The sequence below is a fragment of the Cupriavidus basilensis genome (genome assembly GCF_029335485.1).
GTDB classification, from domain to species: domain Bacteria; phylum Pseudomonadota; class Gammaproteobacteria; order Burkholderiales; family Burkholderiaceae; genus Cupriavidus; species Cupriavidus basilensis_E.
On record NZ_JARJLM010000683.1, the window covers coordinates 16,073 to 33,396 of the forward strand.

Annotated in this window: 11 protein-coding genes; 1 reads left to right on the top strand and 10 read right to left on the bottom strand. The window is 68.0% G+C overall.

All coding sequences use genetic code 11. The features are described from left to right. Window positions 1-47: 47 nt before the first annotated feature. The 3 genes from P3W85_RS42110 to P3W85_RS42120 all read right to left on the bottom strand — a co-directional run bounded on the left by P3W85_RS42110 (window position 48) and on the right by P3W85_RS42120 (window position 3,969). Window positions 48-1,184, bottom strand: a complete 1,137-nt coding sequence (locus P3W85_RS42110) for a polysaccharide biosynthesis/export family protein (RefSeq protein WP_276269178.1) — start codon at window positions 1,182-1,184, stop codon at window positions 48-50. A gap of 17 nt (window positions 1,185-1,201) precedes the next feature. Next, window positions 1,202-2,275 carry a glycosyltransferase family 2 protein gene (locus tag P3W85_RS42115; protein WP_276269179.1) on the bottom strand — a complete coding sequence of 358 codons (1,074 nt, stop codon included), beginning with the start codon at window positions 2,273-2,275 and terminating at the stop codon, window positions 1,202-1,204. A gap of 200 nt (window positions 2,276-2,475) precedes the next feature. Then, window positions 2,476-3,969, bottom strand: coding sequence for a mannose-1-phosphate guanylyltransferase/mannose-6-phosphate isomerase (locus P3W85_RS42120; RefSeq protein WP_276269196.1), 1,494 nt, complete (start codon window positions 3,967-3,969; stop codon window positions 2,476-2,478). A 572-nt stretch (window positions 3,970-4,541) separates the two neighbouring features. Between P3W85_RS42120 and P3W85_RS42125 the strand changes: the two genes are divergently transcribed. After that, the gene (locus P3W85_RS42125; RefSeq protein WP_276269180.1) at window positions 4,542-6,461 is read left to right on the top strand and encodes a serine aminopeptidase domain-containing protein; all 1,920 of its coding nucleotides are present in this window, start codon (window positions 4,542-4,544) and stop codon (window positions 6,459-6,461) included. Window positions 6,462-6,503: 42 nt separating this feature from the next. On the opposite strand, the gene P3W85_RS42130 is transcribed toward P3W85_RS42125, so the two are convergent. The 7 genes from P3W85_RS42130 to P3W85_RS42160 all read right to left on the bottom strand — a co-directional run bounded on the left by P3W85_RS42130 (window position 6,504) and on the right by P3W85_RS42160 (window position 17,319). Then, window positions 6,504-7,835 (bottom strand): MATE family efflux transporter, encoded by a 1,332-nt coding sequence (locus P3W85_RS42130; protein WP_276269181.1) that lies wholly within the window; start codon window positions 7,833-7,835, stop codon window positions 6,504-6,506. A 136-nt stretch (window positions 7,836-7,971) separates the two neighbouring features. Beyond that, window positions 7,972-8,430, bottom strand: coding sequence for a DUF1330 domain-containing protein (locus P3W85_RS42135; RefSeq protein ID WP_276269182.1), 459 nt, complete (start codon window positions 8,428-8,430; stop codon window positions 7,972-7,974). Between the two features lie 14 nt (window positions 8,431-8,444). Next, the gene (locus tag P3W85_RS42140) at window positions 8,445-9,104 is read right to left on the bottom strand and encodes a DUF2239 family protein (RefSeq protein WP_430869718.1); all 660 of its coding nucleotides are present in this window, start codon (window positions 9,102-9,104) and stop codon (window positions 8,445-8,447) included. A 360-nt stretch (window positions 9,105-9,464) separates the two neighbouring features. Further along, on the bottom strand, window positions 9,465-11,168 hold the full coding sequence (locus P3W85_RS42145; protein ID WP_276269184.1) for a glucosamine inositolphosphorylceramide transferase family protein: 1,704 nt from the start codon (window positions 11,166-11,168) through the stop codon (window positions 9,465-9,467). Next, complete coding sequence (locus P3W85_RS42150) at window positions 11,165-13,630, bottom strand: polysaccharide biosynthesis tyrosine autokinase (RefSeq protein WP_276269185.1); 2,466 nt, start codon at window positions 13,628-13,630, stop codon at window positions 11,165-11,167. Before P3W85_RS42150 ends, P3W85_RS42145 begins: the two co-directional genes overlap by 4 nt. A gap of 45 nt (window positions 13,631-13,675) precedes the next feature. Beyond that, on the bottom strand, window positions 13,676-14,398 hold the full coding sequence (locus P3W85_RS42155) for a Crp/Fnr family transcriptional regulator (protein ID WP_017230717.1): 723 nt from the start codon (window positions 14,396-14,398) through the stop codon (window positions 13,676-13,678). A 281-nt stretch (window positions 14,399-14,679) separates the two neighbouring features. Continuing rightward, window positions 14,680-17,319 (bottom strand): glycosyl hydrolase 2 galactose-binding domain-containing protein, encoded by a 2,640-nt coding sequence (locus tag P3W85_RS42160; RefSeq protein ID WP_276269186.1) that lies wholly within the window; start codon window positions 17,317-17,319, stop codon window positions 14,680-14,682. Window positions 17,320-17,324: the final 5 nt, after the last annotated feature.

The following is a 17,324-nucleotide window of genomic DNA, read 5'->3' on the forward strand; positions in this document are numbered from 1 at the left end:
CTCAGGAGGCGGCGCCCATGCCGCGGCGCCGCCCGTGGTCACCGGTATCAACGGCCCAGTTGCCTGGTGAAGAACGCGGTCTGGATGGTTGGCGTGATCTGCTCAAGCACGCGGTTGAATCGCACGGCATCGGAGGTGCCGATATACACTACGTCAAGCGGCTCCAGCCGGAACCGGGTCGACAGCAGCAAGGCATCCACCTGCGTCATGTCCAGGCGATAGACGGAAGGCTGCGTCGGGTTATCGCGCATGCCGCGGATCACGAAGACCTGGCGCGGATCGGCCGCGTGCACGTCGATGCTGTTGACGCCGGCGAGCGCGTCGGCAAGCGAGAGGCGGCCCTTGTTCATCAGCAGGGAGGTCGGCTTGACCACTTCACCCAGCACGAAGATGCGGCTGGCGAGCCGGTCCGGCACGTTGACGACGTCGCCGCCCTGCAGGAGAAAATCGCTGGCGCCATTGCTGCGGCTGATCAGCGTGTCGAGATCCAGTTCGTATACCTGGTTGCCGCGCGTCAGCCTGACCTTCTGCACATCGGCGTCCGGCAAGGTGCCGCCCGTGCGGGCGATGGCATTGATCATGGAGAGCGGGACATCGGTGATCTGCAGCGATCCCGGATTCTTTACCAGCCCGGTCACATCGACCCTGCTGTTGCGGTATGAGACCACCCGCACATCGACCCGCGGATCCCGGATCTCTTTCGACAGCGCGGTGGCAATCATGCTGCGCACCTGCTCGGCCGTCTTGCCCGCCACCCGCAGCATGCCCACGGGCGGATAGTAGACCTCGCCATTGGGCGCCACGCGGAACCCGTTCTGCTCCAGCGGCAGTTGCTGCTGCGAGACGTCCGCGCCGGCCCCTACCGGCATCATCTGCATGTTCCCGTTGCTGGAGCTGAGTTGCGGGTTATACAGCACGGTGACCCCCAGCAGGTCCTGCGGGCCGATGCGGTACTCATACTTGGCGATGCTGGCGGCGAGGTCCGCTCCCATGGCGGGAGAATCCTGGCTGTTCGACACGGCGACCGCGTCGATCTGGTTCTTGACGACGTCGGCCGTGATCAGTTGCACCGGATAGACGTCCGTGCCGGTCTTGGCGCCGATGTCGTCGTGCAGCCGGCTGGCGTCCAGCGCAGGGCCCGGCGCCCAGGAGCAACCGCCCAGCGCGGCTACGATCCATAGCATAGGGAGCATTCTTCTGGTTACCATGGCAGCTTCTCCTGTTCGGCAACTTGTTGTGATGGTTGCTGCGTAGCGTCGTGATGCAATAAGAGCGGATTCGGTGCGCCGTGGCCGTCTGTTTCCGCACGTTCGGTATCCTCAAAGGCGTGGGCGCCGCACCGCACCATGCGAGCCGTGCGGGCGGCATGCCCCGCGCGCAGGCCAAGGCGGAGCTTCTGCCACGCGCGTGCCGGGCCGTCGGGCCCGAAGCCCAGCAGCAGCGCCCGCAGCGCGCCAGGGCAATTGCTCGATCCCGCCAGCAGCAGGTAGGCCTGCGCCAGTGCGCCGCGAACGCCGCGCAGGTGATCGCCGAGCGCCAGGTGCAGGTTGTAGCTGGCGTTATAGAAGGACTCGGGATTGAAGCTGGCGCGCTGGTCGGCGTCGGCGCGCAGGGCGGGATAGTGGTCCACGCAGAGGCCGGGGTCATACAACAGGCGAGCGCCGCGCCGGCGCGCGGCAAGGCAGAAGGCAAGATCGTTATGCACCTGGGCGCCCGCGCCGCGCAGACGGGAGTCGAAGCGCAACCCCGCGACCGCGCTGCGGCGCCATGCCATGTTGACGCCCTTGAGGATGTCCACCGTGCGCGGCTCGCCGCTGCCGATATGGTGGTTCCCGACAATGCGGCCGTACCACCTCAGCAGCCCCACGTCGCGCTCGGCGCCTGCGATCACGCCGCCGTCGTCGTCGTGCACGATGTCGCGCCCGCCTACGCCGGCCAGCCCCGAATCGATGCGGAAATGCGCCACGATGCGCTCGATCCAGTCGGCGCGCGGCGCGGCGTCGTCGTCGGTGAGGCACAGGATGTCGCCGCGCGCGCTGTCGAGGCCGCGGTTGTTGGCAGCCACCTGGCCGGGTACGGCAACGGTCGCCACCCGCAGGCCGTGCAAGGCCATCCGGTCCAGCCAGCCGGACAACAGGCGCAGCGTCGGGATGTCGTCGGCGCGTGCCACCACGATCACTTCGTCTGCGCGCCGCCGCTGGCGTGCCAGTGCCCGCAGGCAACGATCGAGATCCTCGCACCGGCGATAGCTCGGAACCACTACGGATACGTCCACCTGATGCCCCCCGTCGCAACGGCAAGCGCGGCCGGACTGCGCGGCCGCGTCATTGCCACTTACCCGATTCAAGCTGCCTGCGCCGCTCTGCTGGCGTTGCGCCGGCGCATTCCGCATGCCGGCATGCGCGGGAAAGACCTGCATATCGGCCCGGACAGGCCAGTCCCTCGCTAGCCCCGGACCGGACATCGCACTCGCATTCACTTTCTCCCGTAGTTGTCTTCAAAGCGCACGATGTCATCCTCGCCGAGATACGCGCCGGACTGCACTTCGATGATCTCCAGCGGCGTCTTGCCGGGGTTTTCCAGCCGGTGCGGCGTACCGATGGGAATGTAGGTGGACTGGTTCTCGCTCAGGATGCTGACCGTGTCGCCACAGGTCACGCGCGCAGTGCCGCGCACCACCACCCAGTGCTCGGCGCGGTGGTAGTGCATCTGCAGCGAGAGACTGGCGCCCGGATCGACAACGATGCGCTTGACCTGGAAGCGGTCGCCGTGGTCGATGGCGTCGTAGCAGCCCCACGGGCGACGCACCTTGCGGTGGTTGATCACTTCGTTGCCATGCTCGGAGCGGATGCGCTGGACTACGTTCCTGACGTCCTGCACATGCGCCTTGTCGACCACCAGCACGGCATCCGCGGTCTCGACCACCACCACATCGCGTACGCCGACGCAGGCGATCAGGCGGCCTTCCGAATGCGCCAGGCACGAATTGGCGCCGTCGAACACCACGCGTCCGCGCGAAGCATTGCCCATGGCGTCCTTGGACGCGATATCCCAGATCGCCGCCCACGATCCCACGTCGGACCAGCCGGCATCCAGCGGCACCACCACGCCGGGTATGCCCGGCAGGGTCTCGAGCCTTTCCATCACCGCATAGTCGATGGAATCCGACTGGCAGGCGCTGAAGGATTCCTTGTGCATGCGCACGGTATCGCCAACGGTGTCGCTGCCCTCATAGGCGGCGCGGCATTGCACATACATGTCCGGCTGGAGCTCGCTCACCGCCCGCAGCCAGACCGCCGCCCGTACCACGAAGATGCCGCTGTTCCACCAGTATTCGCCCGAATCCACATAGTGCTGCGCGAGCTCGAGGTGCGGCTTCTCGACAAAGCGCTCCAGCAGGAAGGCGCCATCGTCTTCGTCGCGCGAGACCCGGATATAGCCGTAGCCGGTCTCCGCCGCCAGCGGCTGTACGCCCAGGGTCACGATGGCGCCGCGATCCGCGTGGCGCACCGCGGTGGCCAGCGCCAGGCGGAACGCGGGGACATCGGCCACGCTATGGTCCGCCGGCGTTACCACGAGCAAGGCGTCGCCGCTCTCGCCGGCGTTGGCCACGGCGTGCAGGGCGGCCACGGTGAGCGCCGGCGCGGTATTGCGGCCGCACGGCTCGGCAAGGATGCGGACATTGTTGCCGCTGCGCTTCATCATGTCGCCGATCATGAAGCGATGCTCCTCGCCGCAGACCACCAGTTGCGGCGCCTCCATGCCGGCCGGCCGCCCGGCCAGCAGGCCCAGGCCATCGAAGCGGCGGGCCGTGGCTTCGAGCAGGGTATCGTCGGACACCAGGTTGATCAGTTGCTTGGGAAACTGCTCGCGGGACAGCGGCCACAGACGGGTGCCAGAGCCGCCGGCCAGGATCACCGGCTGGATCGCCGGCAGCGGCACAGCGCGCGGCGCCAGCGCTGCGGCCATGTCGATACGGGCCGGCAGGCCCGCCACGTCGATCGGGTTGCTCATGATGCCTCCTTGCAAGCGGTGCACCCCGGGCCGGGGATCTGCCGGGTCAGCCTGAACGCCATCGAAGCCGGGCGGCGCGCCGTCCGGCGTCCGCTCCAGGTGGCACCGACCCCTTTCGACCCGTACGCAGAAACGGGTACGCTTCGCGGCTGCCCGGTTTGCCGGCGTCCTTTTCCATGAAGTTCATGCCGGCATCGTGCAGGCATCCGCGCGCCATGCGCGCCGCCGGCGCGGGCAGCCACCGTATGGATTGCGATCGAGTCTAGGAGCGTGGCAGCGCCCCATCTGTGCGCTTGCGCACACGCTCGCCGGCACGCTCTCGCGAGCGCCGGCGCCGCGCAGCCGCGAGCCGGTGCGGCCGTGCCTTGTGTTGGACAGCGTACGAATCTTTGGTACGGATACGGTTGTAATGGAGGCCGCTGTGCCGCTGAACGGCGTGGCCCGCTCGGAACCGCCACCGGAGGAACGGAACATGAAGCCCCCGCCGAGACATGTCCCTGCCTTGCTGCGTTGCCATAGGCATGCCGATGTCTGACCGGGCCGGGACACAGGGCCTCGCGACCGCCGGGCAAGCCCCCCCCAACCACATGCTGCCGCTGCTGTTCGGCGGCTGCTACGGATGGCTGCACCTGCCGGGCCCCGCCGTGCAGCTGGCCCGCGAGTCCGGCGGCCGCTATGGCGTGGTGCTGTGCAACCCGTTCGGGCAGGAGGCCGTGATGACGCATCGCGGCTGGCGCTACCTGGCCGAACTGCTGGCGGCCAACGGCATGCCGGCGCTGCGCTTCGACTACCATGGCACCGGCGACTCCGACGGCGCCGAGAGCGATCCGCAGCGCGTGCCAGCCTGGATCGACAGCATCGCCGCCGCCGTGGCCACGCTGCGCGCGCGCACCGGCGTGCAGCGCGTAGCGCTATGCGGCCTGCGCCTCGGCGCGCTGCTCGCGACGCTGGCGGCGCAGGAAATCGGCAACGTCGATGCCCTGGCGCTGCTGGCGCCGGTGGTGCGGGGCCGCGACCACCTGCGCGAACTTCGCGCACTGCAGAGCACGTCCCGCGTGACCCCCGCCGACCAGCTCGATCCTGCCGAGACGGAGCGCTTCATGACGGTAGTCGGCAACCGGCTATATCGCGACGCGGTCGAGCGCATCCAGGCTTGCGATCTCGGCAAGCCGGACCAGTTGCAGCGCTGCCCGGCCGCACGGATGCTGATCCTGTCGGCGTCACCGCTCGACGGCGCCCGCCGCCTGGCCGATGCCGCCGGCGCGCTGGGCTGCGCGGTAGAGCGCGCCCCGTTCCCCGAATACGAGGCCTATGCCAGCTATCCCGAACTCAATGACCTGCCCTGGTCCGCCTTCCGGCATGTGACCGGCTGGCTCGCCGGCGCCAGCCCGGACGCGCTCGCCTTGCCCGGCATCGCCGTCGCCGCGCGCGTGGTGCCGGCGGCATCCCCGCTGCTGCATGGCGATGGCTTTATCGAGCGGCGCATGCATTTCGGCGCGGCCGGCCTGTTCGGCATCCTGTGCGAGGCGCCGGCGCCCGCCGCGGGCGCCCCGGCCGTGCTGCTGGTCAACACCGGGGCCGGCCACCATATCGGCGACGCGCGCATGGGCGTGCTGTGCGCCCGCCACCTGGCCCGGCAGGGCATCCCCTCGCTACGCATGGATCTCGGCGGTATCGGCGACAGCGCCAGCCTGACACTGGCGCGCTACGGCTTCCAGCCCTATGACAGCGCCTTGCGCCACGACGTGATCGCGGCCGCTGGCTGGCTGCGCAGCCAGGGCTACCAGCGCGTGGCGCTGTTCGGCATCTGCTCCGGGGCGTATGCGGGCCTGCATGCGGCCTGCGAGAGCGAGCACATCGCCGGCGCGGTCCTGGTCAACCTGCAGAGCTTCATCTGGCCCGAGGGGCTGGAGATCCAGGAAGTCGTGCAGCAGCGTCCGCGGCAGCGCGATGCCGCCACGCGGACCTACCTGGCCTCCTGCCTGCGCCCGCAGAAATGGGTACGCGTGCTGCGCGGCGATACCGAGATCGGCAGCATCGTCCGCGAACTGGCCAGGCGCGGCATGCTTCGCCTGCGCACTCGCGCCAGCCACACGGCTGGCTGGATCACCGGCGCCGACACGCCGGTCCGGCGGGTGCGCAACCTGCTGCGCCGGCTCGACGGGCGCGGCGTGCCGGTCTGGCTGGTATACGGCGGCTATGATCCCGGGCTCGGCGAGCTGGCCACTTACTTCGGCAGCGGCGGCCGCGTCATGCGGCGCTATCGCAATGTACGGCTATGTATCTCGGATCGGATCGACCATGCACTGCGGGCGTATACCGCGCGCGATGCAGTGCTGGCGCTGCTGGACAGCTACCTGCGTACCCATTTCTGCGTGACCCGGGATGCGGAGGCGGCGCGTGAAAAAGCGGTGCCCGCGGCTGGGATGGAGACGTCGAAGCCCTGAGCTGCCGCTGGCGCCTGGCGGACGAGACAGGGACGCCAGCCCTCAGATCAATCGCTGAACGATCCGGTGACGCCACACGAGTTGGTAGTAGGTCGTTTGCAGCACGAGCATCGCAATGAAGGTAAGTGCATAAGACCACCAGATGCCGGAAATCCCGACCCTGGCATTCAGCCAATAGGCTGCAGGTACTTCAATGCAAAGGATCGCGAACACGCCCAGGCCCGTGGGGCCGAACACGGTCCCGCTGGCGCGCATGACACCGACCAGGACGTTGGCCAAGCCCATCACGATGACACTCCAGGCAACGATGTGCAGCAGTTCCAGGGCGAGCTCGACGACCGAACCATCCTTCAGGAAAAGCCCTATCACCGCAGGTGCCAAACCATAGGCGACAGCAACAAAGCCGCCGGTGACTGCGACGTTCAGCCACAGGCCGGTCCGGACGATGGCGCCGAGCCTGCCGCCACGACCAGCCCCGATAGCATGCGATGCGAGGATGGTCGTGGTGATGCCCAGGGACATGGCAGGTAGCTGCATCCAGCTCATCACCTGGGTGACTGCGCCGTAGGCCGCGGTGGCATTCGAGCCGTGGCGGTTCACCAGCCCGAGCAGCACGATCTCGGCCACGGCCATGGCGAGCATCTGCAGCGACGATGGAATGCCAATCCGCAGGATCTTTCGTGTGATGACTGGATCAAAGCGCACATGGCGAAGCAGTTCGATACTTGGGGCCAACGGATGTGCCTTGCGTCGCCAGTACACCAGCATCCACGTCAGCGCCAGCGCGAAGGCCAGCATGGTCGAGACCGCCGCGCTGGCCACACCCAGTTGGGGCAGCCCGCCCCACCCGCCAAGAAGCGCTGGTGTGCAGACGAGCGAGATCAGGGTGGCCAGCGCCAGTGCCCACAACGGCGTCACTGCGTCGCCAACGCCCCGACTCATGGAGGTGGTCAGCCACAACATGAAAATGAGAGGCGCGCCCATCATCATCAGCCGCGCATAGCTCGTTGCGTCGGCCAGGATATTGGCTGGCGTCCCCAGCCACCGCAGGATCTGAGGCGCGAGGAAACCACCGCAGACACTGACCAGAAGGCCGGCGCAAGCAGTCAGGGCCAAGGCCGACCCTGCTACCGCTCTCGCCTTTGCGTGGTTTCCGCCGCCCCAGGCCTGCCCGACCAGCACCGTGGCGCCGGAGCTCAGGCCAATGACGATGGCCAGGAAAAAAAAGAAGATCGGAAAGAATGCCGAAACCGCCCCGATGGCTTCGACGCCGATCATCTGCCCGAGGTAGATGCCGTCGATAGTCCCTGCGGCGGCTTGCAAGGTATTCGTCAGCATCATGGGGACGAGAATGACCAGGTAGGTCTTCCACAAGGGTGGAGGTTGAGTGGGTAGGGATGGAGATGTCGGACTCATATGGGATTCCCTGGCCAAAGCGATGGCCCACCCGGCGCGGCGAACCGCCCGGAGAAAATACTGACTCGCAGGTTTTGATAGGAAGCCGGTGTGCCTACGCTGTAGCTGCCCCGACTTCCGAAAGCGGCAGCAGGCGAGAATCTTCAATAGCCGCAATGCGGTGCCCCATTCCAGCCAGGTAGGCTTGATGGGAGGCGAATGCCAGGAACGAATCGGCGCTGTGTTGCCGGACCAGCATTGCCATGTCCCACCGTTCAGCTTGTGGCCCGATCAGGAAATGGCCACCGGCTCCGAGAAACAGCAGGTCGCCTCCTGTGTCGCGTAGGTAGGGCAGGGTGTGTTCGATGTACCGCTGAAAGGCGGCTGCACCGCTGATGGCTATCTCCGGCGCCAGCTCGGGCGTGGCCCAGTAGTCCGCGGTTTCACGAAAACGCAGCAGGTTCAGCATCACAACGCTGCCTTGCATTTTCCGCATGACGAACGCACGTCCCGCTTCCTGTGTGGGTTCGAGGTAGCAAGTGGTCTGGTCCGGATTTGCCATCGGGTGGTCCATCTTTCTTTAGTCCTTTAGTTGCCAGGAGCGGATGCCGGTACGCCATCGCCGAAAGCGAGCCGGGTTGCGTGATCTCGCACATCGCCCGGCCACTTGGCGATGAGCGCGCTGAACTTGGGCCGGTCATGCGCGAACAGTGCCCGGGTCGCTTCTTCAAAACCGGGCAGATCCCCCGCTATTGCCGCCATGAAGTGGTAGGCACGCTCGTGCGCCTTGCGCGTTTTGTCTTTATCGCCGTTGGCCCTGCGCGCTTCCTCAACCAGTTTTCGCAGGGCTACCGACGCGCCGCCGGGCTGTGTCGCCAGCCATTCCCAATGCCGCGGCAGCAGCGTCACTTCGCGGGCGACTACACCCAGCTTCGGGCGCCCGCGGCCTCGGGATTCTTCTGCGGCGCCATCCGGGCCGGCGGGTTGAGAGGATGGCTCCAACCTTGCCGATCCGGCGCGCGTGTCCGGCGCGGCAGGCGCAGCCAGCCGGGCCGCCACTTCCTCGTCCGAGCCCCTCGTATCGACATCGATGGAGCGGCCGGTGCCGTCGTCAAAGATCAGCACGGGGCCAACCGCGCCGCTTTCAAGTACTTTTTTGACCACCAGGGCATTCGTTTGCAGGGCCCCGGAGGCGATGCGTCGATAGCCATCGAAGCTTGTGTAGGAATTGAAAAGTGGCTCAGTCATCGCGATGTGCATTCAAGGTGGTGTATTGCCTGAATAATACCCGGATAAAAATTGATGTCAATAATACCCGGGTAAAATTGCATGAGAGCACGAGAGCCGGGCTTTCAGGCTTTGTTTGATCCGCGTTGCCATCCGGGCGTCCAGGCGCTCACGCGGCGCGTTCGCCTTGCTGTGGTCGAAGCGCGGGGTGGGCCCGGAATCCACGCCGCCGATGGTGTGCAGCTAGTGGCAATGGGCAAGGAAATGGCAGGACGCCACGCCGCATTCGGCCGATCGACCTCGAATGTCCGAACGCGTGCGCTGATGCGCCGCCCGGTTCGCCAGCGGCAGCCGCTCTTCCCCGAGCAGTCAGAGCCCGGCTCAAATCACAAACTGCCTGCTGACGTGATCGATCACGGTAATGTTCCCCGTCGTAGTCAAATGATGCGACCCCAGCAGCCGTTTGCGGAACGTCGGATCGATCCGTGACACCTGCCGCTCCTCGTATGCCAGCTCCGATATCGTCAGGATCTCGTTAACGATCAACCCTTCGCCATAGCGGTCGAAACCCTGCCGCTGCGCCAGCCGGAACAGCCGGTCGCCTTCGGCGATCAGGCCGGCGTTGCGGCCCCCGGCGGAATCGATCAGCACCGGGTTGCCGCCGCCGAACGGCTTCCAGCCCTGCCGCAGCGGCGAATCGTTGGAGAACAGGTAGAGTTCGCTGCAGTGATCCTTGACGCCGGACTTGTCGATGCTAGTCAGCATCCACCAGCGCCCGCCGCGCTCGAACAGGATGGTATCGGCGGCCGAGACCCCGTCCATCGCCACCGCGGCAAGCTCCCATTGCTGCGGGAATCCGGTGCACCGGTAAATGCGGATCTGTTCCGAATCCGAGCATTCCGGGCACATGTAGAGGTCACCCTGATAGGCAAAGAGATAGGGAAAGGAGAGATGGAACGGCTCCGCTATCACGGCACCGAGATCCATCACCTTGGTCCCGATCACCTCGAGCACCGAGATATGGGCGCGCCGGCGCGCGTATACATAGTCTTCGACAAAACAGAACAGCCGCCCGTCCGGCGCCTTCCAGAGGAAGGGATCAGCCCAGAAGCGGCCCTTCGGCGAGGCGACCTCCACAGCCTGGCGCAGGTCGGCATGGCGCCAATCGCTCTGCACGATCGAAATCCCGAACTTGCGGCGCAAGCTGAGCGCGCGCTGCGCGCCTTTCACCGCCGCGCGGCCCAGGGTGCGCATCGCATAGCGCAGGATATGCACGGTGCCGGGCGGCCCGCCCAAGGGCAGATGCTGCCGTCCGGGCGGCGGGCCCGCCAGCCGGCGCGGCTGGGATGCGGGCATGCGGCGCTGCGCCGCGATGCTCTGCAGCAGGCCTTGCAAATGCACGTTGGCCTTGCGGTAGAGATGCGCCTGGTTTTGCAGGAAGCTGATGCGGGTGGCGAAGCGACCCCGCACCAGCACTTCGTCGCTGCGTGCACCGCTCAGGCGCTGGATGGCGAAAGCGGTCGACGGCAGGCGGTGGAAGCATTCCCAGAAACCGGCCGGCCCCGCCTGTTCCGACGCGCTATCGCCAAAATGCATGCGCAGCACGCCCAGGCGAGCCGCGTCCAGCATGTCGCCGGTGGGCAGGCCGGGGCCGCAGCACAGCAGCACATCGAGTTGCTGCTCCCGCACCCGGGCCACAGCGGCCGCATCGAAGGCATGGCCGCCATCGGCCTGCACGCGGGGCGCCTCCAGGTCGATGCGGCCGGGCACGGCGGCGCTGAGATCGTGATGGGACAAATGGGCGCGGTAGGTGCCGCTCTGGCGCAGCAGGATGTTCTCGACCCTCATCAGCGTATGCATGCAGCGGGCGGACAACGCGTGCGCCAGGCGCGCGAACGCTGGCGCGTGCCCGCCTGGCGCAGCACGCGGCGTACCGTAGACGAGCAGGTGGGATATGTCGATATCGGGCTGCGCTTGCGCCCATAGCACCAGTTCGCGCACATGCTGTAGCGCGCAAGCATCGTCAACCAGCAAACCCACGGCCAGCGGCTTTCCCTGACGGGCCTGCTGTTCAGCTTCCGTCATATCGCGTGCTCCGCGCTGCGATGCAGGTAAGCGCTGGTGTCGGCATGGCTGCCGCGGCGGGGCCGGATGCCGTTGAGTACGCCGCCGATCAGCCTGGCCTGTGCGCGCTCGAGACGCTTCAGGGCCTCGGCCACTTTTTCCTCGGGCGTGTCGTCCGCGCGCACGACCAGTATGGTGGCGCCCGCCAGCCGGCTGACCAGCGTGGCATCGGCGACCGCCAGTACCGGCGGCGTGTCCACGATCACCAGGTCGTAGCTTTCATCGCAGCGCTGCAGCGTGTCGCGCAAGGCGGGCAGCATCAGCAGCTCCGAAGGATTGCCCGGCGGCGTGCCTGCCGCCAGCAGCGACAGGCCGCTGACGGCCGTGGGCCGGATCGTCTGCTGCAGGCTCACGCGTCCGCCCAGCAGGTCAGCCAGGCCCGGCGAGGCCGGCTGGCCGAAGCGCGCGGCCACGTCGCCGCGCCGCAGGTCGGCATCCACGATCAGTACCCGCCAGCCGGCCTCGGCGGCGAGCACCGCCAGGTTGATGGCGTTGAATGTCTTGCCTGCGCCAGCGGTGGCGCTGGTCATCGCCACGATGACATTTTCCGCCGTGTCCATGCTGAAATGCAGCGCCGCCCGCAGGCCGCGCAGCCCCTCCACCGCCAGCGCATGCGGATGCTGGCGCGCAAGCAGATGGCGATCGTGCAGGGGCGTGGCGGGTGCGGCCGGCACGCAGGCAGCGGCGGCGGCAGTGGCCACCAGCGGCGACAGCACCGGCAGCCCGTGCATGGTGCGAGCCACCAGTTGCGGCAGCGCCGGTGTGGCATTGCCGAGCAGCAACGGCACCGGCGCGGCGGCTGGCGCGGCGCCGGCGGCAAGGCAAGCCTGCGCAGGCGGCTGGCGCTCCAGCCGCGCCTGTTCCGGACTGAAGCAGATTTCACCGACGATGGGCAGCGCGCAGTTCCGCTCCAGCGTGACGGCGTCGGCCATATGGAAGCGTGCGCGCGCCGCCAGCCATGCGCCGCCGCCCCCAAGCAGCAGCCCCAGCAACGCGCCCGCGCCGCTGATCAACAGACGGTCGGGACCGGCCGGTATCAGGGGCACCGCAGCTGCGTCCAGCAACTGCACGTCGCTGCGGCTGTCGGACTTCGTGAGCGAGAGCATCTGGGCGCGATTGCGCAGTGACATATACGTGTCCTCCGCCACCTTCACGTCGCGCGTGAGCGAGACCGACTCGCGCTCGGCCTCCGACAAGCCCTGAAGCCTGCTGTCGAGCATGCGACGATCCCCCTTGAGTTGCGCGATCTGCTGATCGATCGCCCGTACCTCCTGGCTCTCCGGCATGTACTGGCGCAACAGGCGCGCGCGTTCCAGGCCCAGCGCGGAAATCTGCCGCTGGTATTCGATGCTGCCGCTCAGGTAGGACTGCGCGTCCTGTGTCGGCTGCATCGAGCCGGCATGGGCGCGGTAGCGGGCCAGCGCGCCTTCCGCCATTTCCAGCTCCGCGCGTACCCGCGGCAGCTCGGCGTTGACAAAGGCGAGCGTGCGCGCAGCCTCGTCACTGCGATGCCGGACCTGGCTTTCCACATAGGAGCGCGCAATGTCGCCGACCACGGCCACGGCCAGCCTGCGATCGGGATCGCGCCAGGCGATGCGCACGCCCTCGCCGGCCGATGCGGCGGCGGGTGCGCCGGCAACGCCTGCCAGCCCGCTGCCAGGGTCGCGCTCGCGCGTGCGGTCGTCCACCACCAGGGTGCGGGCAAGCGCGTCGACGGCGCTGACTTCGTCGCGGCGCATCAACACGAACCCGGTGCCCGGACGCGCGCTCAGCCTGGTCACCCGCAGCGCGATGCCGCCCGCCTGCGCCAGCTGCCCGACTTCGCCCGCCAGCAGCGCATGCCCGTCGGGCCCCACCAGCCGATAATGCGTGCCGTCGAGCGCCGTGAGGGCCAGGCGCTGGTTGAGCATGGCCTCGGGCAGTTCGAATTCGCCCACCGAGATCTGCTCGCCGCCCCAGGCATATTGCGCCAGCGCACCCAGCGGTGGCGCGACCGGCGAGCCGGATACGGCCCCCTTCAGGCGCGCCCAGAGCGGGCCGGCCACCGGCAACTGGTGTCCCGCGGCAACGATGTCCAGCCGGTTGTCCCGTACCACCGCCGTCAGCACGGCGCGGCTGGTGAGCGCAGCCAGGTCGAGATCGGCAACCTGGGAGCCATTGCCAGGCTTGCGGCCGGAGAACCCGCGCACCTCGTCGGTCTCGGGCCGCAGCACGACGTCCGCCTGGTACAGCGAGGGGAGCGACCATGCATAGAGCGCGGCCAGCAGCGCGGCGACGGCGGCCGAAGCCAGCACCCAGCCGGCATGGTCAAGCGTCGCCCGCCACAGCCCGGGCCGGGAAAAAGCAGGCACGCCCGGCGCGGCGGGGGGCACGCCGGATTGCGCGAAGGAACTCACGTGCGGCTCTCCGATGGAATTGGACATGCAGGTACGCCGGAGCGCAGCCTCGAAACATCGCCGACGCCCGGCTCAGACGTTCGCGAGCGCGGGCAGCAGCCGATCGAACTCGCGCTTGACGAGCTTGTAGCACTCACAGGAATGCGCCTCCAGTCCACGCCGGTCCAGCACCGTGATGTGGCCGCGGCTATGCTGGATCAGGCCCAGGTCCTCCAGCTTGCCGGCCGCTTCCGTGACGCCTTCGCGGCGCACGCCGAGCATGTTGGCGATCACCTGTTGCGTAATCACCAGTTCGTTTGAAGCCATGCGATCCAGCGCCAGCAGCAGCCAGCGGCACAGTTGCTTGTTGAGCGAATGATGCCGGTTGCACACCGCGGTCTGCGCGATCTGGGTGAGCACGGCCTGCACATAGAGCAACGTGACGCGCTGGATCGCCGGCGAGTGCATGAACTCCTGCCTGAGCGTGGCGGCCGAGAGACGATAGGCGAAGCCGGGCGCGCGTACCTCGACGCGGCACGGCATGGTGTCGCCACCGGTCAGCACCGGAATGCCTACCAGCCCTTCATTGCCGATGGCGGCGATTTCCACGGTGGCGCCATCCTCCAGCAAGGAGAGCATCGAGACAATGGCGGTGGTCGGGAAGTAGACATGATGAATGCGCTGCCCGGAATCCGTGAGCAGCTGGCCGGCACGCATGCGCACCAGTTCAAGGTGCATGGACAATGACTCCCAATCCTTGCGCGGCAAGGCCCCAAGCACGTGATTGACGTGCAGATCCGAACGCTGACTGATCATTTCCCTCTCCCCATGACCAGCCGCACGCAACCTTCGACCGGGGCCGGCCCGCCGTATTCCTTTCCGGGGGACCCGCGCCGACCACCTGTTCTCTGACCCTGGTTCGCACGGCATTTGTGTCTGTATTAAGTGCCATATGTGGCCCGTCCAACAGTAGCCGCACGGTTGAAACCAGATCATCCTTCGGTCGGTTTGAGATGCGCGCGGCCGCAGCGCCAGCGCGCGAGGATGACGGTCGGGAGACGCCTGGCAGCCCCCGGCACCCACCTTCAGGGCTCGCCTCAGGCGCATGGTCCGCAGTAGGCGATCGCTCGGCGTGCATTGAGCGCGTGCACCTCCCCCATCGGGATAGGGTCCGGCATCGCCGCGCCTGCGCCCCGGCCTCCACCTTTCGCACCCTCATCGGGAAGAAGTTTCACGCGCCGCCGGCTCCCCGGCGCGAGATGGAACCAATCGTACTCGGCATGAAAGGCCACATCGTCGATATGGACCCAGCGCGCGAAGCGCCGCGTCGATACCGTGAGCCACCAGTCTCCGTCTTCGCGCGCCAGTTCGGCCGCCAGCTCGGGCGGCTCGAGCGCGTCGGCGCCGCGGTCGGGTAGGTAGCAGGCCTGGCTCAGCAGGGCGCCGGTGCCGGGGTCGGTCAGGGCCGCGCACACGACGTCATGCAGGCGCGGCCCAAACCGATAGGCATAGGTGAAATCGAAGAACGCGCCGGCCAGCTCCGCGCCGCCGATACGGCACACGGAACGCGGCGCCAGGCACAGCTCCCGCGCCACGTCGAGCAGCACGGTCTCGCCGTCGCGCCAGCATTGCAGCCGCAGGCGTACCGCGCGCGGCGCGGCGCTCTCGTTGATCAGATGCAGATGAATGCCATTGAGCCCTTCGTCGGTGATCAGCACCTGCAGCGGCTGCCACACCTGGCGCAAGGCGTGCCAGGCCGACTTGGGCCGCGCCAGCGCATCGACAATGCCCCAGCCTGCTCCGGGCAGCAGGTCCTGCAATTGCCACACGAGGCCGCCCGAGCAGGTGGAGCCGGCGCGCCGCCATTCGCTGAAAACGTCGGTCATCAGTTCGGACACCACGGCGCGGGACAATTCCAGGTAACGCGCGCTGTCCTCGTAGCGCACGCGCGCCGGGTCCACCCTGAACAACGCGCGCAGATAGAAATCCCGCACGTCCTCGAAATCCCACCCGCTGCCGGCGTCGCGCGGCACGCGCGCCTTCCAGCGCGGATCGTGCACCGGCGGCACCGGCAGGGCGTCGGCCATGGTGCGCGCGCACGGCACATTCGAGAACGCAAGGCATTCGGAGCTAAAGCGCACGTTGGCGCGGCGCGCGTCATCGAGCGAGCGCTGGTAGGCGCCCACGCCGTAGTAGTGCGTCACGCCGCTGTCGGCCTGGAAGGGCCAGGCGCCGCCGGACGGCGAGTTGCGCACATAGACCGCATCAGGATGCCAGGCCGCCACGCAGGCCGGGATGATTTCGTCGAACAGGGGCTGGCGCCAGCTTTGCGCGGGCGTACCCATCATGGCGGCCTGCTGCTCGGCCTCGCTGCCGCCGCACAGCACCGCCACGCTGGGGTGATGGCGATGTGCCGCGAGCCATTCGCTGACCTCGCGCGCGGCCTGCGCCGCCAGCGGCCGCGCGGCGGCATCGGTAGCGCCCGCGTAATCGAAATTGGCGAACATGAAGTCCTGCCAGACCAGCAGGCCGAGCGCGTCGCAGGCTTCGAAGAAGGCCTCGCCCTGGTAGCAGGTGACGCCGCTCACGCGCACCATGTTCATACCCGCGCGATGTGCCAGCGCCAGCCATTTTTCCACTTCGGCGGGCGTATCGGCATGGCCGGCGAGATCGTGGCTGGTCCAGCAGGCGCCCCGGCAGAAGATCCGTTCGCCATTGATGCGAAGCGCGAAACCGTCGCCATCCTCCGCCTCGCCGGTGCTGCTTTCCCCACCCACGCCACGGTCGATCTCGATGCGGCGGAAGCCAACCTGCCCGCAGTCGATACGTTCTTCGCCTAGCCGCAAATGCACGGGATAGCGTTCGGGCGACCCGTGCGTGTGCGGCCACCACAAGCGCGGCCGGGAAATACGCAGTTCGCCCTCGTAGACAATGCCGGCGGCGCCGGTCTCCATCGCCACCAGCGGCACCTCACGGCCATCGGCGCACAGCATGAGCGGCATCGCGGGCGGCAGCATGGCGACATCGCGCAGGCGCAGCCGGATCGCGCCGTCCCCGCCGGCATCCCGCTGCGCACGCGCTTGCCCGCCTTCCAGCGTGTCGAGCCGCGCCTGCAGGTCGAAGCGCGCGCTCAGCAAGGGACTGGCATCCGCCGACAGCGGCAGCAGGTCGACCCCGCGCCATGGCCCGATGGTATGGACGGAGGGGCACCAGCCGGGCATGTGGCCCAGCAGCGTGGTGCGCACCAGGCGCAGCGAGGGCGGTGTGATCATGCGCGGCTTCCAGCGCACCGGGCCACGCTGGCCGCGCAGCCAGCGATGCAGCGAACGGAAGCAGATGCACAGCACGTGCGCGCCATCGAGATGGAGTTCGGCTTCGTGCGCAGCGAACATGTTCTGCGCGTCGAGCACGCGCGCTTGATCCAGCCAGACTTCCGCCACCGTGGCCAGCCCGTGCAGGCGTAGCCGGTAAGCGCCAGCGCCGGACAGCGCGACCCGGTACCAGTAGTCGTGATCGTGCAAGGGCCGCGGGGCCGCGGGCTGCCATTGTCCCGCCGCTTGCAAGGCCTGGGCAACGGTGCCCGGCACCTGTGCCTGCAGCCACGGGCCGCGCCCCGCCAGCGCCGCCGGCGAGGCCACGGCGCCGGCGGGCGTCTCGAGCAGGGTCCAGTCGCCGGCGAGCGGCCGGCGGTGGGCAGGCCGTCCCGGAGCGGGCGTCAGCACGAGCGGCGCATGCATGGCGG